This window comes from Streptomyces sp. NPDC058469 (assembly GCF_042721125.1).
Taxonomy (GTDB): domain Bacteria; phylum Actinomycetota; class Actinomycetes; order Streptomycetales; family Streptomycetaceae; genus Streptomyces.
The window spans coordinates 1-18,533 of the sequence record NZ_JBHXME010000193.1 but is presented as its reverse complement, the minus strand read 5'-3'; the positions used below and the strand labels follow the sequence as shown (position 1 = coordinate 18,533).

At 70.6% G+C, this 18,533-nt stretch carries 11 protein-coding genes and 2 pseudogenes; 4 read left to right on the top strand and 9 right to left on the bottom strand.

The features are described from left to right. Both ACFWP5_RS45820 and ACFWP5_RS45815 read right to left on the bottom strand, forming a co-directional pair. The coding region (locus ACFWP5_RS45820) for an SDR family NAD(P)-dependent oxidoreductase (protein ID WP_384171095.1) at positions 1–5,495 on the bottom strand (5,495 nt) is incomplete at its 3' end. A gap of 21 nt (positions 5,496–5,516) precedes the next feature. Then, a pseudogene (locus tag ACFWP5_RS45815) lies at positions 5,517–5,567 on the bottom strand (polyketide synthase docking domain-containing protein); the annotation flags it as partial. 215 nt (positions 5,568–5,782) lie between these two features. Between ACFWP5_RS45815 and ACFWP5_RS45810 the strand changes: the two are divergent. Next, positions 5,783–6,878 (top strand): annotated as a pseudogene (locus tag ACFWP5_RS45810) (integrase core domain-containing protein). A gap of 363 nt (positions 6,879–7,241) precedes the next feature. On the opposite strand, the gene ACFWP5_RS45805 reads toward ACFWP5_RS45810, so the two are convergent. From ACFWP5_RS45805 to ACFWP5_RS45795, 3 genes are read right to left on the bottom strand one after another with little or no spacing between them, the layout of a single operon-like run. Then, positions 7,242–7,889 carry a hypothetical protein gene (locus ACFWP5_RS45805; RefSeq protein WP_384171092.1) on the bottom strand — a complete coding sequence of 216 codons (648 nt, stop codon included), beginning with the start codon at positions 7,887–7,889 and terminating at the stop codon, positions 7,242–7,244. Then, positions 7,871–8,521, bottom strand: a complete 651-nt coding sequence (locus ACFWP5_RS45800; RefSeq protein ID WP_384171089.1) for an MBL fold metallo-hydrolase — start codon at positions 8,519–8,521, stop codon at positions 7,871–7,873. The genes ACFWP5_RS45805 and ACFWP5_RS45800 overlap by 19 nt, the downstream gene beginning before the upstream one ends. A 10-nt stretch (positions 8,522–8,531) precedes the next feature. Further along, a complete protein-coding gene (locus tag ACFWP5_RS45795; protein WP_384171086.1) occupies positions 8,532–9,218 on the bottom strand; it encodes a maleylpyruvate isomerase family mycothiol-dependent enzyme in 687 nt (228 codons plus the stop codon). A 225-nt stretch (positions 9,219–9,443) separates the two neighbouring features. Between ACFWP5_RS45795 and uvrA the strand changes: the two genes are divergently transcribed. Next, on the top strand, positions 9,444–12,422 hold the full coding sequence (uvrA, locus tag ACFWP5_RS45790) for an excinuclease ABC subunit UvrA (protein WP_384171083.1): 2,979 nt from the start codon (positions 9,444–9,446) through the stop codon (positions 12,420–12,422). A gap of 100 nt (positions 12,423–12,522) precedes the next feature. Here uvrA and ACFWP5_RS45785 read toward each other — a convergent pair whose 3' ends face one another. Both ACFWP5_RS45785 and ACFWP5_RS45780 read right to left on the bottom strand, forming a co-directional pair. After that, complete coding sequence (locus ACFWP5_RS45785; RefSeq protein WP_384171080.1) at positions 12,523–13,434, bottom strand: carbohydrate kinase; 912 nt, start codon at positions 13,432–13,434, stop codon at positions 12,523–12,525. Beyond that, complete coding sequence (locus ACFWP5_RS45780; RefSeq protein ID WP_384171077.1) at positions 13,431–14,480, bottom strand: LacI family DNA-binding transcriptional regulator; 1,050 nt, start codon at positions 14,478–14,480, stop codon at positions 13,431–13,433. The genes ACFWP5_RS45785 and ACFWP5_RS45780 overlap by 4 nt, the downstream gene beginning before the upstream one ends. Before the next feature lie 218 nt (positions 14,481–14,698). On the opposite strand from ACFWP5_RS45780, the gene ACFWP5_RS45775 reads away from it, so the two are divergent. Then, positions 14,699–15,121, top strand: coding sequence for a Rieske 2Fe-2S domain-containing protein (locus tag ACFWP5_RS45775; protein WP_384171074.1), 423 nt, complete (start codon positions 14,699–14,701; stop codon positions 15,119–15,121). Positions 15,122–15,148: 27 nt separating this feature from the next. On the opposite strand, the gene ACFWP5_RS45770 is transcribed toward ACFWP5_RS45775, so the two are convergent. Together ACFWP5_RS45770 and ACFWP5_RS45765 are read right to left on the bottom strand one after the other, a co-directional pair. Next, positions 15,149–16,096, bottom strand: a complete 948-nt coding sequence (locus tag ACFWP5_RS45770) for a hypothetical protein (RefSeq protein ID WP_384171071.1) — start codon at positions 16,094–16,096, stop codon at positions 15,149–15,151. A 213-nt stretch (positions 16,097–16,309) separates the two neighbouring features. Beyond that, positions 16,310–16,681, bottom strand: coding sequence for a response regulator (locus ACFWP5_RS45765; RefSeq protein WP_384171068.1), 372 nt, complete (start codon positions 16,679–16,681; stop codon positions 16,310–16,312). 174 nt (positions 16,682–16,855) lie between these two features. On the opposite strand from ACFWP5_RS45765, the gene ACFWP5_RS45760 reads away from it, so the two are divergent. Then, positions 16,856–18,256: an ABC transporter substrate-binding protein gene (locus ACFWP5_RS45760; RefSeq protein WP_384171065.1), complete on the top strand. Its 1,401-nt coding sequence runs from the start codon at positions 16,856–16,858 to the stop codon at positions 18,254–18,256. The last annotated feature ends 277 nt before the right edge of the window (positions 18,257–18,533 follow it).

Genomic DNA, 18,533 nt, shown 5'->3' with positions numbered 1-18,533 from the left:
GCGGCGTAGTTGGCCTGTCCGGGGTTGCCGAGGGTGCCGGCTGCCGAGGAGAACAGGACGAACGTGTTCAGGTCGAGGTTCTTGGTCTGCTGATGGAGGTTCCAGGCGGCGTGCGCCTTTGGCCGCAGGACCGTGTCGAGGTGGTCGGTGGTCTGTGCCTCGACGGGTGCGTCCCGCAGTACGCCCGCCGCATGGATGACTCCGGTGAGGGGGTGTTCGGCGGGGACGGTGGCGAGGAGTGCGGCGAGTGCGTCGGGGTCGGCGGTGTCGCAGGCGGTGATCGTCACATGCGCGCCGAGCGCTTCCAGACGGGCCGTCAGGTCGTCCGCGCCGGGAGCGTCCGGGCCGCGCCTGCTGACGAGCAGGAGGTGATCGGCTCCTCGCTCGGCGAGATGCTCCGCGACGAGCGCGCCGAGTGTCCCGGTGCCGCCGGTGATCAGGACGGTCCGGTGGATGGGCGGCGGATCCAGCGTGAGGGTGATCTTCCCGATGTGGGTGGCGTGGGCGAGGGTGCGGATGGCGGTGCGGGCGTGCGCGATCGGATGGGAGGTGTGCGGGAGCGGCGTGAGGTCCCCGGCGGCGAGATGGCCGTGCACGATCCGGTTGAGGCCCTCGATGTGCTCGGGCCCCGTGGTGACCAGGTCGAACGCCTGGTAGTCGATGCCGGGGTGGTCGGTCAGCTCCTCGGGCGTCCGGATGTCGGTCTTGCCCATCTCGATGAAGCGGCCGTCCGGCTTGAGCAGCCGGAGGCTCGCGTCGATGTGCTCGCCCGCCAGGCTGTTGAGGACGATGTCGACGCCGTGCGGGGCGGTCTTCCTGAAGTGGTGCTCGTAGTTGGTGGTGCGGCTGTTGGCGATGTGGTCGTGATCGAGGCTGTGGCCGTGCAGGACGGGCCACTTGCGGGGGCTGGCCGTCGCGTACACCTCGGCCTCGAACAGCCGGGCGATCTGGAGGGCGGCCTGCCCGACGCCGCCGGTGGCGGTGTGGATGAGGACCTTCTGGCCCTTCCTGAGGCCGCCGAGGACGACCAATCCGTGCCAGGCGGTCAGGAATGCGACGGGGATGGTCGCGGCCTCGGCCCAGGTCCAGTCGTCGGGGATCTTCATGACGAGCCGGTGGTCGGTGGTGGCGACCGGGCCGATGCCGCCACGTGAGAACAGCCCCGTCACCCGGTCACCCGGACGGAGCGTCGTCACGTTCGAGCCGACCTTGATGACCTCACCGGCCTCCTCGCCGCCGATCGGGGCCAGCGCCTTCACCATGCCGAGCGAGACCAGGACGTCACGGAAGTTCAGACCGGCCGCGCGGGTGCGGATCCGGACCTCGTCCGGCCCCAGCGGGCCGTCGTGCAGATCGGTCGGTGCCAGGACGATGTCGTCGAGCGACCCCGTCCGGCTCGTCGACATCAGCTGCCAGCCCGTGTCCGACGGCGGCACCAGGAACGACTCGTGGCCGTCGGCCAGCCGCGGCCGGAACAGCGTCCCGGCCCGCACCGCCAGCTGCGGCTCGTCCAGGGCCTCGGCGGCCGCGACCGCCCGAAGCAGCGGGCCCGGCTCCGGCGACGCGACGTCCACCAGCCGCAAACGGCCGGGGTGCTCGCTCTGTGCGCTGCGGACCAGGCCCCACAGCGCCGCCTGCGCCGGGGACGGGGCCTCCTCGTCGTCCGGGAGGGCCTGCGCGAGGAGTGTGACGACGGTCAGCACCGAATCGGCGAACCGGTCGTCGGCCGCCCAGTCGCGCAGCAGCCCCAGTATGGTTCCGGCCGTCGCGGTCGCCGAGGCGGGGCAGTCGCAGCCGCCGGACGCGTGCGGGCAGGCCGCCGTCACCGGCAGCGCGACGACCTCCGATGGCGGGATGTCGTCGCCGAGCGCCGCCGACCAGGCCGCGAAGTCCGTGTGAAAGGGGACGTCAGCGTCGTCCGGCGGGGAGCCGAGGAAGACCGCGTCCGCCGGGCTCAGCCGGTCCGGCTCTTCGACCGGGATCCACACCGGGTGGAACAGGCCGGGCACACCGGACTTCGCAGGGGCCGCCGCGGTGAGATCACCGGTCAGCGGACGGACGACCAGCTCCTCGACCGTCAGGACGGGACGGCCCGCCGGGTCGGTCGCGTGGAGGGCGACCGCGTCGGGGCGGAGCGGCGTCAAGGTGACCTGGAGGGTGTCGGCGCCGGTCGCGTGCAGCCGGACGCCGCGCCAGGAGAACGGCAGACCGGTGCCCTGCTCGCCGAGGCCGTCGACGGCGAGGGCGTGCAGCGCCGCGTCGAGCAGGGCCGGGTGGAGGCCGTGGCCGTCGACGGGTGTCGTCGCGTCCAGCCGGACCTCGGCGCGGAGCGCGTCACCGGCCCGGCGCAGGCCGCGCAGGTTGCGGAACGCGGGGCCGTAGCCGTAGCCGTCGCTCTCCAGGCGTTCGTACAGGCCGGACAGGTCGACCGGGTCGCCGTCCGCGACGTCCGGGGCCGGTATCGCGGGGAGTTCGGGGGCGAGGATCCCGGTCGCGTGCGGCACCCAGCCGGACGGGTCGTCGGCGGGCCGCGAGTGGACGGCGAACGGGCGGCGGCCGTCGTCACCGGCCGGTTCGGCCACGATGTGGAGGACGCGCGGAGCCGACAGCGTCAGCGGTGTCTGGAGGATCAGCTCGTCGACGTCCGGGCAGCCGGTGGCCTCCCCGGCGTGCAGGGCCAGGTCGAGGAGGGCCGTGCCGGGCAGCAGCGGCATGCCGTGGACGGCGTGGTCGGCCAGCCACGGACGGGATGTGAGACCGATCCGGCCGGTCGCCTGCCAGCCGCCGTCCGGGAGCGCGGACTGGGCCGCGAGCAGCGGATGCCCGGCCGGTACGAGGCCGAGCCCAGCGGCGTCACCGGCGGGGGCCTCCAGCCAGAACCGGGTCCGCTGGAACGGGTAGGCGGGCGGCGGGTCCAGCAGCGGGGAGGAGGTGAGCCGCCAGGAGACCTTGGTGTGGGTGCCGGTGTGGGCGTGGGCGAGCGCGGTCAGGAACGCGGCGGCGTCGGGGGCGCGGTGATCGAGGACGGCCTGGGTCACCGCACCGTCCAGGTTCTGCTGGGCCAGGGTGGTGAGCGTCGGCCGAGGCCCGAGTTCGAGGTAGAGGGCGGGGGAGTGTTCGGCGTGGAGGTGGGAGAGGCCGTCGTGGAAGCGGACGGCGCTGCGGATCTGGGACGTCCAGTAGGCGGGGTCGGTGAGCTGCTCTTCGGTGGCGGTCAGACCGGTGACGTTGGAGATCACCGGCAGCCGGGTCGGGTGGTAGGCGACGGTCTCGGCGATCTTCTGGAAGTCGGCGAGCATGGGTTCCATGAGGGCCGAGTGGAACGCGTGGCTGACCACCAGGCGGCGTGCGGTGATGCCCTGGGCGGCGAGCCGGTCCGCGAGCGCGTCGAGGGCGTCGAGGGGGCCGCTGACGGACGTCGCGTGCGGCGAGTTGACGCCCGCGACATCGATGCCGTTGCCGTCGAGGTGGGGGAGCAGCTCGGCCTCGCCCGCCTGGACGGTGAGCATGCCGCCCCCGGCCGGGAGTGCGCTCATGAGCCGTCCGCGCGCCGCGATGAGCCGGGCGGCGTCGTCCAGGGTCCAGAGTCCGGCGAGGTGGGCGGCCGTGAGTTCGCCGATGGAGTGCCCGAGTAGCTGGTCGGGGCGGACGCCGTGGTCTTCGAGGAGCCGGAAGAGGGCGACCTGAAGCGCGAAGAGTGCCGGTTGCGCGTAGGCAGTGTCGTGGATGATCTCGTCGCCGCCGAGGATCACCTCGTCGAGCGGCCGGTCGAGATACGGGGTGAACGCGGCGCAGACCTCATGGAAGGCGGCGGCGTAGACCGGGAACGCGGCATGCAGGCCCCGGCCCATGCCGGGGGACTGGCTGCCCTGGCCGCTGAACAGGAACACGGTCCCGCCGTCGCCGGGCTCGCCCGTCACCAGGCGCGGGTCGGGCGCACCGGAGGCGAGCGCCGACAGGGCTCCGGCGAGCGACTCCCGGTCGGAGCCGTCCACGATGACGGCCGCCCGCCGCGTGAACAGGGCACGGGCCGTCAGGGACGCCGCGAGCCCGGCGGGGGACGCCTTCGGGTCGGCGGCCAGATGACCGGCCAGCCGGGCGGCCGCGGTGCGCAGCGCCTGAGGGGTCCGCGCCGACAGCGTCACCACGACCGGGCCGACGGGCGGCTCGGCAGTCTCCCGCTCGGGAGCCTGCTCGAGGATGACGTGGGCGTTGGTGCCGCTGATCCCGAACGACGACACCGCGGCCCGGCGCGGACGTCCCGTGTCCGGCCAGGACGTGGCCTCGGTGAGCAGCGCGACATGACCGTCCGCCCAGTCGACGTGCGGCGACGGCGCGTCCACGTGCAGCGTCTTCGGCAGGACGCCGTGCTGCATCGCCTGCACCATCTTGATGACGCCCGCGACGCCCGCCGCGGCCTGCGTGTGCCCCAGGTTCGACTTGACCGCGCCCAGGTGGACGGGCCGGTCGGCGGAGTGCGCGCGCCCGTAGGTGGTGAGCAGCGCCTGTGCTTCGATGGGGTCGCCGAGGGTGGTGCCGGTGCCGTGCGCCTCGACCGCGTCGACCTCGTCGGGGGAGAGCCCGGCGTTCGCCAGCGCCAGCTCGATGACCCGCCGTTGGGCCGGTCCGTTCGGCGCGGACAGCTGCGTGGTCGTGCCGTCCTGGTTGATCGCCGAACCCTTCAGCACCGCGTGCACCGGATGCCCGAGCCGGACGGCGTCCGACAGGCGCTCCAGCAGGACGAGCCCGATGCCCTCGCCCCAGCCGGTGCCGTCGGCGGCGGCCGCGAACGATTTGCACCGGCCGTCGGGGGACAGGCCGCGCTGCCGGCTGAACTCCAGGAACACCGACGGCGTCGACATCACGGTGACGCCGCCCGCCAGCGCCATCGAGCACTCGCCCGACCGGAGAGCCCGCGCCGCCAGATGGATCGCGACCAGCGACGACGAGCAGGCGGTGTCGATCGTCACGGCAGGCCCCTGGAACCCGAACGCGTGCGAGACCCGCCCGGAGGCGACGCTGCCCGCGCTGCCCTGCCCGAGATATCCCTCGACCTCGGCGGGCGCCCGGACGATCCGCCCCCCGTAGTCGTGGTACATCACCCCGGCGAACACGCCGACGTCGGTCCCACGCAGTTCCGCGGCGGCGATTCCCGCGTTCTCGACGGTCTCCCACGTCGTTTCCAGAAGAAGCCGCTGCTGCGGATCCATCGAAAGCGCCTCACGCGGATTGATCCCGAAGAATTCGGCGTCGAATTCCCCGGCGTCATGCAGAAATCCCCCGTACCGCGTATAACTCGTGTGCGCCTTCCCGGGATCGGGGTCGTACAGCGAGGCGACGTCCCACCCTCGATCGGACGGAAACTCCGAAACGGCGTCCCGCCCGTCGGCGACCAGCTCCCACAGTTCCCGAGCCGACCCCACCCCGCCGGGATACCTGCACCCCATCCCGACGATCGCGATCGCCTCACACTGCCGCTCTTCGAGCTCCCGCACCCGCTCCCGCGTGCGATAAAGGTCATTCGTCGCCCGCCGAAGATATTCGCGAATTTTCTCCTCGCCGGACATCCAACCTCCCACACAGCGCGACAAAAGCTCCTCCGCGCAGCGTAGGTCCGCCCCCTAACGCCCCCCTTCAACTCCCCTTAAGCGGCACCGAAATCCCACCTCTGCCCTTGCCGAATACCTCATCCACGCAGGTGAGATCGGGTTTGGGCGTTGGCCGAGGCCGATCGAGTCGCCGGTATCGCGCGGCGCCGGTTGGCGCGGCATGATGATCGGTCGTGCTGCTGAGACTGGCGTACCTGGGTGTGACGAGCGCGTTCGCGATGCTGCGACTGCTGCCGATGAGCGACCGGGAGAAAGATGTCGAGATCCTCGCTCTGCGCCACCAGATCGGCGTTCTGGAACGGCAGCTGAACGGGCAGCAGGTTCGGTTCCACGCGAGCGACCGGGCGTTTTTGGCGTCGCTCCTCCACGGCCTGCCACGGGAAGTGCTGCGCCGGATGCGGCTGCTGGTGTGGCCGGACACGGTACTGCGCTGGCACCGCGACGTCATCGCCCGCCGACACGCTTCCCAGTCCCGGCCGAAGCGCGGAGGCCGGCTCCGCACCGTGCACTCGATCCGGGCGCTGGTGCTGCGCCTGGCCAGGGAAAATCCAAGTTGGGGCTATCGGCGCCCGCACGGTGAGCTGCTCGTACTCGGGGTGAAGGTGGCAGCATCCACGGTCTGGGAAATCTTGAAGTAGGCCGACGTCGACCCGGCGCCCGAGCGGGCCTCCAGCACTTGGGCGGACTTCCTGCGCTACCGGGCCGACGCGCTCCTGGCGTGCGATTTCTTCGAGGCCGTCACTCTGTCCGGGGCCCGCTTGTACGTGTTCGCCGTGATCGAGCACGCGAGCCGCCGGATCCGGATCCTGGGCGCGACCGCGCACCCGACCGCGTCCTGGGTGGTCCAGGCTGCGAAGAATCTCGTCATGGACCTCGAGGACGCCGACTGCCGGGCTCGCTGTCTGATCAGGGATCGGGACGGGAAGTTCCCACGGCCGTTCGACGAGGTGCTCAAGGACGCGGGTATCGAGGTGGTGCTCAGCGGCGTCCGGATGCCGCGCATGAACTCGATCATGGAGCGGTGGGTGCAGACCTGCAGGCGAGAGCTGCTGGACCGTACGTTGATCTGGAACCAGCGCCATCTCCTGCGCCCTGCGCGAGTTCGAGACGTTCGATAACGAGCACCGGCCGCACCAGGGTCTTGCGAATGCCCGCCCTCTCCACTCGCTGCCCGCTCCGATCGAGGACCCGGACCGGATCGCCCATCTGGACATACGACGGCCGGCGCGACTCGACGGCACCCTCCACGAGTATCAACATGCCGCCTGACCAGCATGGAGGAGGTATGCGGCAAGCGCACCGGTGACCGCAGAAACTCCGGCAGTCCACCGGCGGCCGGCCAACCCGAAGGAGAAGTGCCTCGTGATGTTGACCAGCGACGAGAAGAAGACCATCCGTGTCCAACTGCGCGAGCTGCGCGGCTACCTGAAGATGTGGACGCTCAAGGCACCCGGCCTCCACATCGACCAGGCCCTCGTCTGCCCGGAGCCGACGCATCGCCTACGTGGCTTGCGGGGTCCTCCGAGGCGAAACCGGCGCGGCCTCTCTGCGGAAGTTCTCCGCCGTCGCCTGGGTCACCCTCGAACAGATCCCTGAGTAGGGGCCGCGCCTGCCCTACGCGCCCGCCCTGGCCTAGGTAGCAGAGGGCGCAGCGCCGGGCGTCTGAAAACTGTCGAGGTGGTTGCCGACCCCGTCCAGATTCAATGCCGCAGACGCCATCACCGAGAACAGCGTCAGCTCCCGGACGAGATTGACACGAATGTCGACGGCCGCCTGCAGCGCCTGCTGCCTGCCGTCGTCCAAGGACTCGTCGTAGATCGCCGACACGGCACTCGCAAGTCTGTACGGGATACGGCACAGCTCCGCGGCCTGGCCAGCGACTGCCTGCGGCCCGTCGATCATCACCGTGTTGCGGGCCGTATCGATCTCGCCGGCGGCTTCGGCCATCTCCGCGAGGTGCTGGACGATTTGGCCGGTCAACCGAGCTCCGTCAATTCTGTCGTCTCGCGTCGCCTGGACCAGTGTCGACACCGCCTGCGTGAAGGCGATGTATGTCGCTCGACGGTTTTCCAGGCGCCTGCCCACGTGATCGACGTACAGCTGCGTGCGGGCCTGTTCCTTCGACTGATCCAGCTCCTGGCGCTTGCTGCCCGCAGCTATTCGCGCTTGCCAGGTCGTACCTATCAGCGCCAGGGAGGCGCCGAGGCCAGTGCCAACGACGCCTACTACGGCCGTGATGATCTGAGTCTCATTGCCTGCGACTACCAGCCCCGAGCCCACCACTCCTGAATGTGCGGGCGTTCCGCCCCGAGGGTGCTGTCGTTGCCGTGCCCGGGGTAGATCCAGGTCTCATCCGGCAGGGTGAACACCTTCTCCTCAAGCCCACTCATCAGGCTTTGAAAGTCCTCCGGTTGTGTTGTCCGGCCAGGCCCACCCGGGAACAGACAGTCCCCGGTGAACACATGAGGGTGCCCGTGCGGGTCGTCGTAGACGAGCGCGATCGAGCCCGGCGTATGACCCACGAGGTGACGCGCGGTCAGCTCGACCTGCCCCACGCGGATCGTGTCGCCGTCGCCGACCAGGACGTCGGTCGGCACGGGGATGCCGTCGGCGTCCTCGCGGCCCGCGTACGTACGCGGGCGCGTGGCCGTCACGACCTCGGCGAGCGCCTGCCAGTGGTCGCCGTGCTGGTGGGTGGTGACGACGGACGCGATGCCGTCGTCGCCGATCGTGCCGAGCAGGGTCTCCGCGTCGTTGGCGGCGTCGATCAGCAGCTGCTCGTCCGTGGCCCGGCAGCGCAGCAGATAGGCGTTGTTGTTCATGGGCCCGACCGCGATCTTGGTGATCATCAGGTCCGTGAGCTCGTGCACATCCGCCGGTCCACCGACCGTCACCTCGCCGCTGTACGTCATGGCGGTCACCCTATAGCGGCGGCAGCGTCGGCAAGGAGCCGCCGTCGGCCGTCAGGCCGGACCCGTCGCGGCGCCCGCAGAGCCAGCCGAGCAGATCGACGGGGCTTCCGGTGACGGTGACTTCGGGCTTGTCCGCCGCCCGGCCCGTGCTCCACGCGCGCGTGCCGTCGGTGAGGTGCGTCGAGGGCACATCGGGGTGCCCGTCGAACCGCTCGACCAGGAAGTCGGTCTCGCGCCGGGTGAACTCCTCCGGAAGGTCCTCCAGCTCGTACCCGATCCCCAGGTCCACGTGATGCAGCTCGACCTCGCCCCAGCGCCGGAACGGGATCCGGGAGGCCGAGTCGACGACCCCGTTGCGCAGCTCCACCCGGCGCGACCAGTCCGCCGGAGCGGCGCCCACCGCCTGGAAGCCGGCCGCGCTCTCGCGCACGTCGGCGAGCTGGACGTCGAGGGGGCGCGGGGCGTCGCGCTCGATGTCGGCGTCGCGCATGCTCGCCGTGGCGTACATGGGGCGCCCCTCCAGGACGTTCGCGAGGCCGTCCGCGTTGCGGGCGATATGGGCGAGGACATGGTTACGGCTCCAGCCGGGGAGCCGTGACGGCTCGGCCGCCGAGGCGTTGTCCAGTGCGGCGGCTGCGGTGAGCAGCCGTTCGGTCGCGTCACGTACAGAGGCCAGGTCATGAGCGTGATCAATCATGCTGCTGACCCTAGTCCCGCCACACCTTTGGGTGAAGGTGGTGAAGCAGTGCCGTAAATCGAATGCGCGTGCTATATCGTCGGGTGCGGCGTCGGGCATGCTGGAAGGCCGGAGGTTGTTATGCCTCCGCCGGGATTCCGACCGGCGTTGTCAGTGGCTCCCCCTAGTCTGAGAACGACGGGGGTCCCGCCCCTGTCACTTCTCTCAAGAAAGGTGCGGACCGGCGTGGCCGACCGTCTCATCGTCCGTGGCGCGCGCGAGCACAATCTGAAGAATGTCTCGCTCGACCTTCCACGCGACTCGCTCATCGTTTTCACGGGCCTGTCCGGGTCGGGCAAGTCCTCCCTGGCCTTCGACACGATCTTCGCCGAGGGCCAGCGGCGCTACGTGGAATCGCTCTCCTCGTACGCCCGCCAGTTCCTCGGCCAGATGGACAAGCCGGACGTCGACTTCATCGAAGGTCTCTCCCCGGCCGTCTCCATCGACCAGAAGTCGACCTCGCGCAACCCGCGCTCGACGGTCGGCACCATCACCGAGGTCTACGACTACCTGCGCCTCCTCTTCGCGCGCATCGGCAAGCCGCACTGCCCGGAGTGCGGCCGCCCGATCACGCGCCAGTCGCCGCAGGCCGTCGTCGACAAGGTCCTCGCGCTGCCCGAGGGAAGCCGCTTCCAGGTGCTGTCGCCGCTGGTGCGCGAGCGCAAGGGCGAGTTCGTCGACCTCTTCGCGGACCTCCAGACCAAGGGCTACAGCCGCGCGCGCGTGGACGGCGAGACCATCCAGCTCTCCGAGCCGCCCACCTTGAAGAAGCAGGAGAAGCACACCATCGAGGTGGTCATCGACCGCCTCACGGTGAAGGACTCCGCCAAGCGCCGCCTCACCGACTCCGTGGAGACCGCCCTCGGGCTGTCCGGCGGCATGATCGTGCTCGACTTCGTCGACCTCCCCGAGGACGACCCCGAGCGCGAGCGCATGTACTCGGAGCACCTGTACTGCCCGTACGACGACCTGTCCTTCGAGGAGCTGGAGCCCCGCTCCTTCTCCTTCAACTCGCCCTTCGGCGCCTGCCCCGAGTGCTCCGGCATCGGCACGCGCATGGAGGTCGACGCCGAGCTGATCGTCCCGGACGAGGACAAGTCCCTGGACGAGGGCGCCATCCACCCGTGGTCGCACGGCCACACCAAGGACTACTTCGGCCGTCTCGTCGGCGCCCTCGCGGACGCGCTGGGCTTCCGGACCGACATCCCCTTCGCGGGCCTCCCGCAGCGCGCCAAGAAGGCCCTGCTGTACGGCCACAAGACGCAGATCGAGGTCCGGTACCGGAACAGGTACGGACGCGAGCGTGTCTACACGACGCCCTTCGAAGGCGCCGTCCCCTTCGTGAAGCGCCGGCACGGCGAGGCGGAGAGCGACGCCAGCCGCGAGCGCTTCGAGGGCTACATGCGCGAGGTGCCCTGCCCCACCTGTCACGGCACGCGCCTGAAGCCCGTCGTCCTCGCGGTCACGATCATGGACAAGTCGATCGCCGAGATCGCCGGGATGTCGATCAGCGACTGCGCGGAGTTCCTGGGCGGGATGAAGCTCGACGCCCGCGACAAGAAGATCGCCGAGCGGGTGCTGAAGGAGTGCAACGAACGGCTGCGCTTCCTGGTCGACGTCGGCCTCGACTACCTCTCGCTGAACCGCGCGGCCGGCACGCTCTCCGGCGGCGAGGCCCAGCGCATCCGGCTGGCCACGCAGATCGGCTCCGGACTCGTCGGTGTCCTGTACGTCCTCGACGAGCCGTCCATCGGCCTGCACCAGCGCGACAATCACCGGCTGATCGAGACCCTGGTCCGGCTGCGTGACATGGGCAACACGCTCATCGTCGTCGAGCACGACGAGGACACCATCAAGGTCGCCGACTGGATCGTCGACATCGGCCCCGGCGCCGGCGAGCACGGCGGCAAGGTCGTGCACAGCGGCTCCCTGAAGGAACTGCTCGCCAACGACGAGTCGATGACCGGGCAGTACCTGTCCGGCAAGAAGGCCATCCCGTTGCCCGACATCCGGCGCCCGCTCGACCCCTCCCGCCGGCTCACGGTGCACGGCGCCCGGGAGAACAACCTCCAGGACATCGACGTCTCGTTCCCCCTGGGCGTGTTCACCGCGGTCACCGGCGTCTCCGGCTCCGGCAAGTCGACCCTGGTCAACGACATCCTGTACACGCACCTGGCCCGCGAACTGAACGGCGCGAGGAACGTGCCGGGACGGCACACGCGTGTGGACGGCGACGACCTCGTCGACAAGGTCGTGCACGTCGACCAGTCGCCCATCGGCCGCACGCCCCGGTCCAACCCGGCGACGTACACCGGAGTCTTCGACCACGTCCGCAAGCTGTTCGCGGAGACGACCGAGGCGAAGGTGCGGGGCTATCTGCCCGGCCGCTTCTCCTTCAACGTCAAGGGCGGCCGCTGCGAGAACTGCGCGGGCGACGGCACCATCAAGATCGAGATGAACTTCCTGCCGGACGTCTACGTCCCGTGCGAGGTGTGCCACGGCGCCCGCTACAACCGGGAGACGCTGGACGTCCACTACAAGGGCAAGTCCATCGCCGACGTCCTGAACATGCCGATCGAGGAGGCCACGGAGTTCTTCGAGGCGGTCCCCGGGATCGCCCGCCACCTCAACACCCTCAAGGACGTCGGCCTCGGCTACGTCCGGCTCGGCCAGTCCGCGACCACCCTGTCCGGCGGTGAGGCACAGCGCGTCAAGCTCGCCAGCGAGCTGCAGCGCCGCTCCACCGGCCGTACGGTCTACGTCCTGGACGAGCCGACCACCGGCCTGCACTTCGAGGACATCAGCAAGCTCCTCACCGTGCTCGGCGGCCTGGTCGACAAGGGCAACACGGTCATCGTCATCGAGCACAACCTCGACGTGATCAAGGTCGCCGACTGGGTTGTCGACATGGGTCCGGAGGGTGGCGCGGGCGGCGGTCTGGTCATCGCCGAGGGCACACCGGAGCAGGTCGCCGCGGTCCCGGCCAGCCACACCGGCAAGTTCCTGCGCGAGATCCTCGACGCCGACCGGATCAGCGACGGGGCCCCGGTGAAGGCCCCGCGCAAGACGGCCGCCAAGAAGACCGCGGCGGTCGCGGCGAAGAAGTCCGTGCCCGCCAAGAAGGCCACGCCCGCGAAGAAGACGACGCGAGCCCGCAAGGCCTGACCGGCACACAGCAAGAAGCACGAGTGCGGCGCCCTGCGGGAACTTCCCCGCAGGGCGCCGCACTTGGTGGCGCAGACAGCCCGCCACCGCTGAACGCCCGCTACAGACCGCCCAGTTCAGAGGCGTACGGCGGTTCCGCCCCCGCCCTTGAGCACGTGATCGCCGCCGCCCGCGCCGCGAACCGCAGCAACTGGGTCCAGCCGTCGCGGCCCAGGACGGCCATCCCTTCCGCGGACAGCGCGTTCCGGGCGGACAGACTGTGCAGCAGCGCCGCGTTGACGGTGTCGCCGGCGCCGATCGTGTCCACGACGTCGACCTTCTCGCCCGGTACCGGGTACACCGTGCCGTCCTGGGTGAACGCGGAGAGGCCGTCGCCGCCCTGGGTGATCACGACGGCCGAGGGGCCGGCGTCCAGCCACTCGCGCGGGGTGCCGCCCAGCCACAGCGCGTCCTCCTCGGACAGCTTGAGGAGCGACACGTACGGCAGCCAGCTCTTGAAGCGCGCCCGATAGGCGTCCGCGTCGGGGATCAGGCCCGCCCGGATGTTCGGGTCGAGCAGGGTGAACACGCCCTCGGCGAACGCGGTCCGCATCAGCTCCTCGTAGGCACTCGCCCCCGGCTCCAGGACGAGCGAGCAGGTGCCGAAGGACACGGCCTCGGTCTCGGCGGGCAGCGCCGAGGGCACCGCGAAGAGCCGGTCGGCGGTGCCGTCGACGTAGAAGGAGTACGTGGCCGAGCCGTGCGCGTCGAGCGTGGCGACCGCGAGGGTGGTCGGCTCCTGGCCGCGCTGCACGTCCAGGACGTCCACGTCGGCCTGCCGCAGCCCGCCGAGGAGGGCCTCGCCGAACGCGTCGTAGGAGACGCGGGAGCAGAAGGCGGTGGGGGAGCCGAGGCGGCCGAGGGCGACGGCGGTGTTGAACGGGCCGCCGCCGAGCGCCGGCTTCAGGGCGGCGAGGGCTCCCGTGCCCTGCGGCACCAGGTCGATCAGGGCCTCACCGGCAACGACGATCACGAGATGTTTCCCTTCTGGGACTGTTCGGACTGGTCGGGGCAGCCGCAGGACGTGCGGTGGACGAAGGTGCAGGGGAGGCGCAGGACGCGGGCGGGCCGGTCCGGCGAGGCGAGCCGGTCCAGCAGCAGCCGTACGGCCTGGGCGCCGATCTCCTTGCTGGGCTGGGCGATCGCGGTGAGCCGGGGCTCGAACAGGTCCGCCCAGGCGAAGTCGTCGAAGCAGCACAGCGCCAGGTCGCCGGGGACGGACAGGCCGCGCTCGCGCAGGGCGCGCAGGGCGCCGATGGTCATCGCGTTGTTGGCCGTGACCAGGGCCGTCGGCGGGGCGGCGAGGGACAACAGCTTCTCGGTGGCCCCCTCGGCGGCGGCCGACTCGGAGTCGCCGTGCACCAACAGCCGCTCGTCGTAGGGGAATCCGGCGGCGGCGAGGCCGTGGCGGTACCCGGTGATCCGCTCGCGGGTGGTGCTGAGCCCGGGCAGGCCCGCGACGAGGCCGATACGGCGGTGGCCGAGTCCGGCGAGGTGGGTGACGAGGTGGGCCGTCGGTTCGACGTTCTCGGCGCACACCTGGTCGACGGGGGGCGCGTCGTCCGAAGGCGCCTCGACCACCCGGTCGAGGAACACCGTCGGTACGGAGTGCCGGCCGAGGTAGGCGACGAGGGCGTCCGGGGTCGCCGACGGTGCGACGATCATGCCGTCCACCCGGCGCTCGTGCAGGAGTTGGACGACCGTGCGCTCGTGCTCCGGGTCGTCGTGCGGATCGGCGATGAGCAGGCTGTAGCCCTGTTCCAGGGCTCCGGCCTCGACGCCCTGGAGGATCTCCGTGAAGTACGGGTTGCTGATCGCCGACACCGCGAGGCCGATGGAGCGGGTGCGGGACGTGACCAGGGAGCGGGCGAGGGTGTTGGGGGTGTAGCCCAGTTCCTCGATCGCGGTCAGCACGGCCTGCCGGGTGCCGGGCAGCACCGGACGGGTGTCGTTCAGGACGTGCGAGACGGTCGCGACGGACACACCGGCGCTCCGTGCGACGTCGACCATGGTGGCCATCGCGGGTCCCCCTCTCCGAGGTGCGGTGGGCCTTCTGGGCGGGAACGTATCCCATTCGCCGCCCGACGTAAACGCTTGCGCAAACGTTTACGTACCGTGAGCGCCCGTCCGGTGAACCCACCTCAAAGCGGGCGGAACGCCACGGGTATCGTCGCCGTGCACGGCCCCTTGAGCAGCCCGAACAGCCTGAACACCCCGAACAACAGCTGGAGATCCCCATGCCCGGCCGCCCCGCCCCGAGCCGTCGTACCGTCCTGCGCGGAGCGGCCCTCACGCCCGTCGCCGGGCTCGGACTCACCGCCTGCTCGGGCGGGGGCTCAGGGGCCGCCGCGACCCCGACCGCGCCCGTGGAGCTCGGAGCGGAGAGCGAGGTCGCCAAGGGGAGCGCCAAGCTGTACCGCGATCAGAACGTGGTCGTCAGCCGGGCCGCGAACGGCACCCTCAAGGCGTACAGCACGATCTGCACGCACGCGCAGTGCCCCATCAACAAGTTGGACGGTACGACGCTCATCTGCCCGTGCCACGGCAGCCAGTTCGACGCCACGACCGGGAAGGTGGTGCAGTCGCCGGCCACCGAGCCGTTGCAGGAGCTGAAGGTGACGGCCGAGAACGGAAAGATTGTCGCGGGGCCGAGCGTCTGATCCCAGGGGCGTCCGGGCCCCGGCGGCTCACTCCCAGTCCCAGCCGATCCCCACGATCCCCGACCGCATCCGCGGCTCGACGAGGTGCACCGAGTGGTGTCCTCCTGTCAGGCGCAGTTCCTGGCGGCCGCTGCGCGGGGCCGCCGCCGAGTGCTGGGTGAAGCGGTTGCAGCGCACCGGCAGCGCGTTCTCGTCGAAGCGCACCTGGAGTGCGTACTGGCCGCCCGCGATACCGAAGTCACGGACGTACTCGCGGGAGACGCCGGCGGTGCCGTCCTCGACGCCGTAGCGGAAGAGGAACGTATCTCCGGAGCGCAGGCGGGTGCCGAAGAGGAGCTCGGCGACCAGGATGCCGGTCTCGTGGTGGCGGTGGACGCGGCCCGTGCGGCAGTTCTCCAGGGCGTGCACCGTCATGCGGTCCGGGGCGCAGCCCGGGTCGCCGTAGTGCACGGCTATGAAGCGGTCGATGCCGTCCCGGTGGGCGCGGACGATGTGGTGCGACTCGCGGCCGGCCAGCTCGCGGTGTGGCCCGATGCGCACGCGCTCGTGGTGCCCCAGGGTGTGCAGGCCGCTGTCGAGCGAGGACTCCAGCTCGGCCAGCAGCTGTTCCAGGACGCCGGAGGCCTCGACGAAGGAGCGGTACGAGCGGGCCGCCGGGCGCTGCGCCACGGCGCGTTCCTCGGCCTCGGCGAGCAGCCGGATCAGTGACTCCTCCGGGAGCTGGAGGATCTCCTCCAGCGCCCGTACCGCCCGCAGCGACTCGGGGCGCTGCGGGCGGCGGGCGCCCTGCTGCCAGTAACTCAGGCTGGTGACACCGACCTTGACCCCGTAGCGCGAGAGGTGGTGCTGGACGCGCTGCAGCGGCAGTCCGCGGGCGGCGATGGCGGCGCGCAGCGCGACATGGAAGGGGCCGCCGCGCAGGGCCGAGTCCAGTTCCGCGGTGGCGACGTCGGCCTGCTGTGTGGCGTGCGGCATGCAGGGGCCCTTTCTGTGAATGTCCACAACGGCTGGTCAGGCCGTTCACGCGAGTTGCTTCGGGGCCCCCGTCGGCGCCGGAGGAAGGTCTTCACATCCGTACGCCCTCGTTCACGCCCCGAGTTCCCCCGCATTGAAGCGTGTTGACCAAGTCCCGACAACACCTGTCGCTCATCAGGCATATGTGACTTGGCCCGGTCGCGGCGGGTGCTCTCACGGCGGTGCGGCGGGCCCGTCGTCGCCCAGCACGTCCCTGATCGCCCGTGCGGACAGGGCCGACTTGTGCAGGAAGCCGTGCGCGGGGCTGGCGGCGATGAGTTCCTGGAAGTCCTCCCGGGAGTGGGTCGAGATGAGGATCACCGCCGGTACGTTGCCCACCAGCCGGCGCGCGACGTCGAAGCCGTTCTCGCCGTCGAGGTCGAGATCGACCAGGACGACGTCGGGGGCCGTTTCCCGGGCCTGGGAGAGGGCGTCCGCGCCCGTCGAGGCGATGCCGACGACTTCCACTCCGTCACGTTCCAGCAGGGCGCGAGCCGCCTCCAGGAACCGGGCGCTGTCATCGACGAGGAGACAGCGCAGCGACATGCGCTCAGCTTGCCAACCGGTGGTCGGTCGCGCCTTCCAGCTAGCCGGAAAGTGCTGAAGTCCCGTGCCACAAACGAAGGTTCTCGTGCACGCAGGGCGATGGGGATGGGACGGGCGGTAGCATGACGGCGCCCTGGGGGAGACCACGTCGTCCGATCGAGTGGGGGGTGTGCCATGAACGGAACGAGCGCCACGCGCGCGTGGACCGGCAGCCGGGGGATCAGCCGGGTCCGCGGAACCCTGGTCCCCTGGGTGGTGTGCGCGGCCCTCCTGCTGGCCGCGTGCGACGGCGGCGGGAGCGACGCCAAGGGGGCGAGCGTCTCCCCGAAGGACACCACGTGCGACGGGAGGATCCACGGCACCGCGCACATCACCGTCTGGTACCACGCGGGCCCGAGCGGCGAGTTCACCACGCTGCAGAACCAGGTGAAGGAGTTCAACAGGCGGCAGAAGCAGGTGCGGGTCGAGCTGGTCACCCTCCCGGAGGACCGCGCCTACACCGCCCTGGTGCTGTCGGCGGCGGCCAGCGGCGACCTCCCCGACCTCCTGGACTTCGACGGCCCGAACCTCTACAGCTACGCCTGGTCGGGCAAGCTCCGGCCGATCGACTCCTGTGTGCCCGCGAGCGTCCGCGCCGACCTGTTGCCGACGATCCGTCAACAGGGCACCTACGCGGGCAGGTTGTGGGGCGTCGGCACCTTCGACTCGGGCATGGGCCTGTACGTGCGCAAGTCCGTCATGAAGAAGGCCGGGATACGCCTCCCGACCGGCCCCAAGGACGCCTGGACGGCCGCCGAGATGACCGGCATCCTCCGCAAGCTCCGTAAGCAGGGCTACAAGGCGCCGCTCGACCTGCGGCTCGTCTACTCGCAGCCGGGCCAGGAGTGGAACACCTACGGCTTCGCGCCCGCCGTGTGGTCGGCGGGCGGCGACCTCATCGAGCCCAGGAACTACCGCACCGCCAACGGCTATGTGAACGGCCCCGGTTCGGTCAAGGCGCTCACCGACATGCAGAACTGGGCCAAGGCGAGTCTCATCGACATGGTCAAGGACGACAAGGCGTTCGTCAGCGGCCGCAGCGCGATCTCCTGGTGCGGGCACTGGACTTATCCGGAGTTCAACAAGGCGTTCCCCGGGGATGTCGCGATCGTCCCGTTGCCCGACTTCGGCCAGGGCACCGTCACCGGCATGGGCTCCTTCCAGTGGGGCGTCCCGGCGGGCAACGCAGACGGTGACGCCGTCTGGCGCTTCCTGTCCTTCCTGCTCCAGCCCGCCCAGGTGCACCGGATGACCGTGGCCAACGGGGCGATCCCGGCGACCGGGAGCGCGATCAAGCTCTCGCCGCAGTACGCGCCCGGCGGTCCCGAGCACCTCTTCATCGAGCAACTCCGGGACGGAGTGGCCCGCCCCAGGCCGCAGACGCCCGCCTATCCGGCGATCACCGACGCCTTCTCCCGGGCCTTCGCGAAGATCATCTTCAATCGGGCGCCGGTCAAGGCCACCCTCGACGAGGCCGCCAAGAAGATCGACAAGGACCTCGCGGCGCACGACGGCTATCCGCCGAACACGCCGTGAAAACAGGTTCCGTGCGCATGGTGAAACTCGCGCCACGCGCATCGCGAAATCAGGTGACGCTCGCATCGCGAGAACGCATGCCGTACCCGCCGTGAAATCGGGTGCCACGCGTGTGTGCCCGACGTCGAGGGACCCGTCCTCCCCAAGGCCCTGACGATCATGGCCGGATGGGGGCAGGCTGGGCATGTGACCGACCCTCATCGATACTCCCCACCCACCGGCCGCTGAGAGCCCGCCGTGCGTCGCCCCCTGTCCCCGGGCCCGCTCCGTAGGGTGC

Excerpts from the sequence above, each read along its gene's own strand:
- ACFWP5_RS45800 (WP_384171089.1), bottom strand. The coding sequence starts at position 8,521 with ATGACGTACAGCGGCGAGGTGACGGTCGGTGGACCGGCGGATGTGCAC.
- ACFWP5_RS45795 (WP_384171086.1), bottom strand. The coding sequence starts at position 9,218 with ATGATTGATCACGCTCATGACCTGGCCTCTGTACGTGACGCGACCGAA.
- ACFWP5_RS45780 (WP_384171077.1), bottom strand. The coding sequence starts at position 14,480 with ATGGCCACCATGGTCGACGTCGCACGGAGCGCCGGTGTGTCCGTCGCG.
- ACFWP5_RS45775 (WP_384171074.1), top strand. The coding sequence starts at position 14,699 with ATGCCCGGCCGCCCCGCCCCGAGCCGTCGTACCGTCCTGCGCGGAGCG.
- ACFWP5_RS45770 (WP_384171071.1), bottom strand. The coding sequence starts at position 16,096 with ATGCCGCACGCCACACAGCAGGCCGACGTCGCCACCGCGGAACTGGAC.
- ACFWP5_RS45765 (WP_384171068.1), bottom strand. The coding sequence starts at position 16,681 with ATGTCGCTGCGCTGTCTCCTCGTCGATGACAGCGCCCGGTTCCTGGAG.
- ACFWP5_RS45760 (WP_384171065.1), top strand. The coding sequence starts at position 16,856 with ATGAACGGAACGAGCGCCACGCGCGCGTGGACCGGCAGCCGGGGGATC.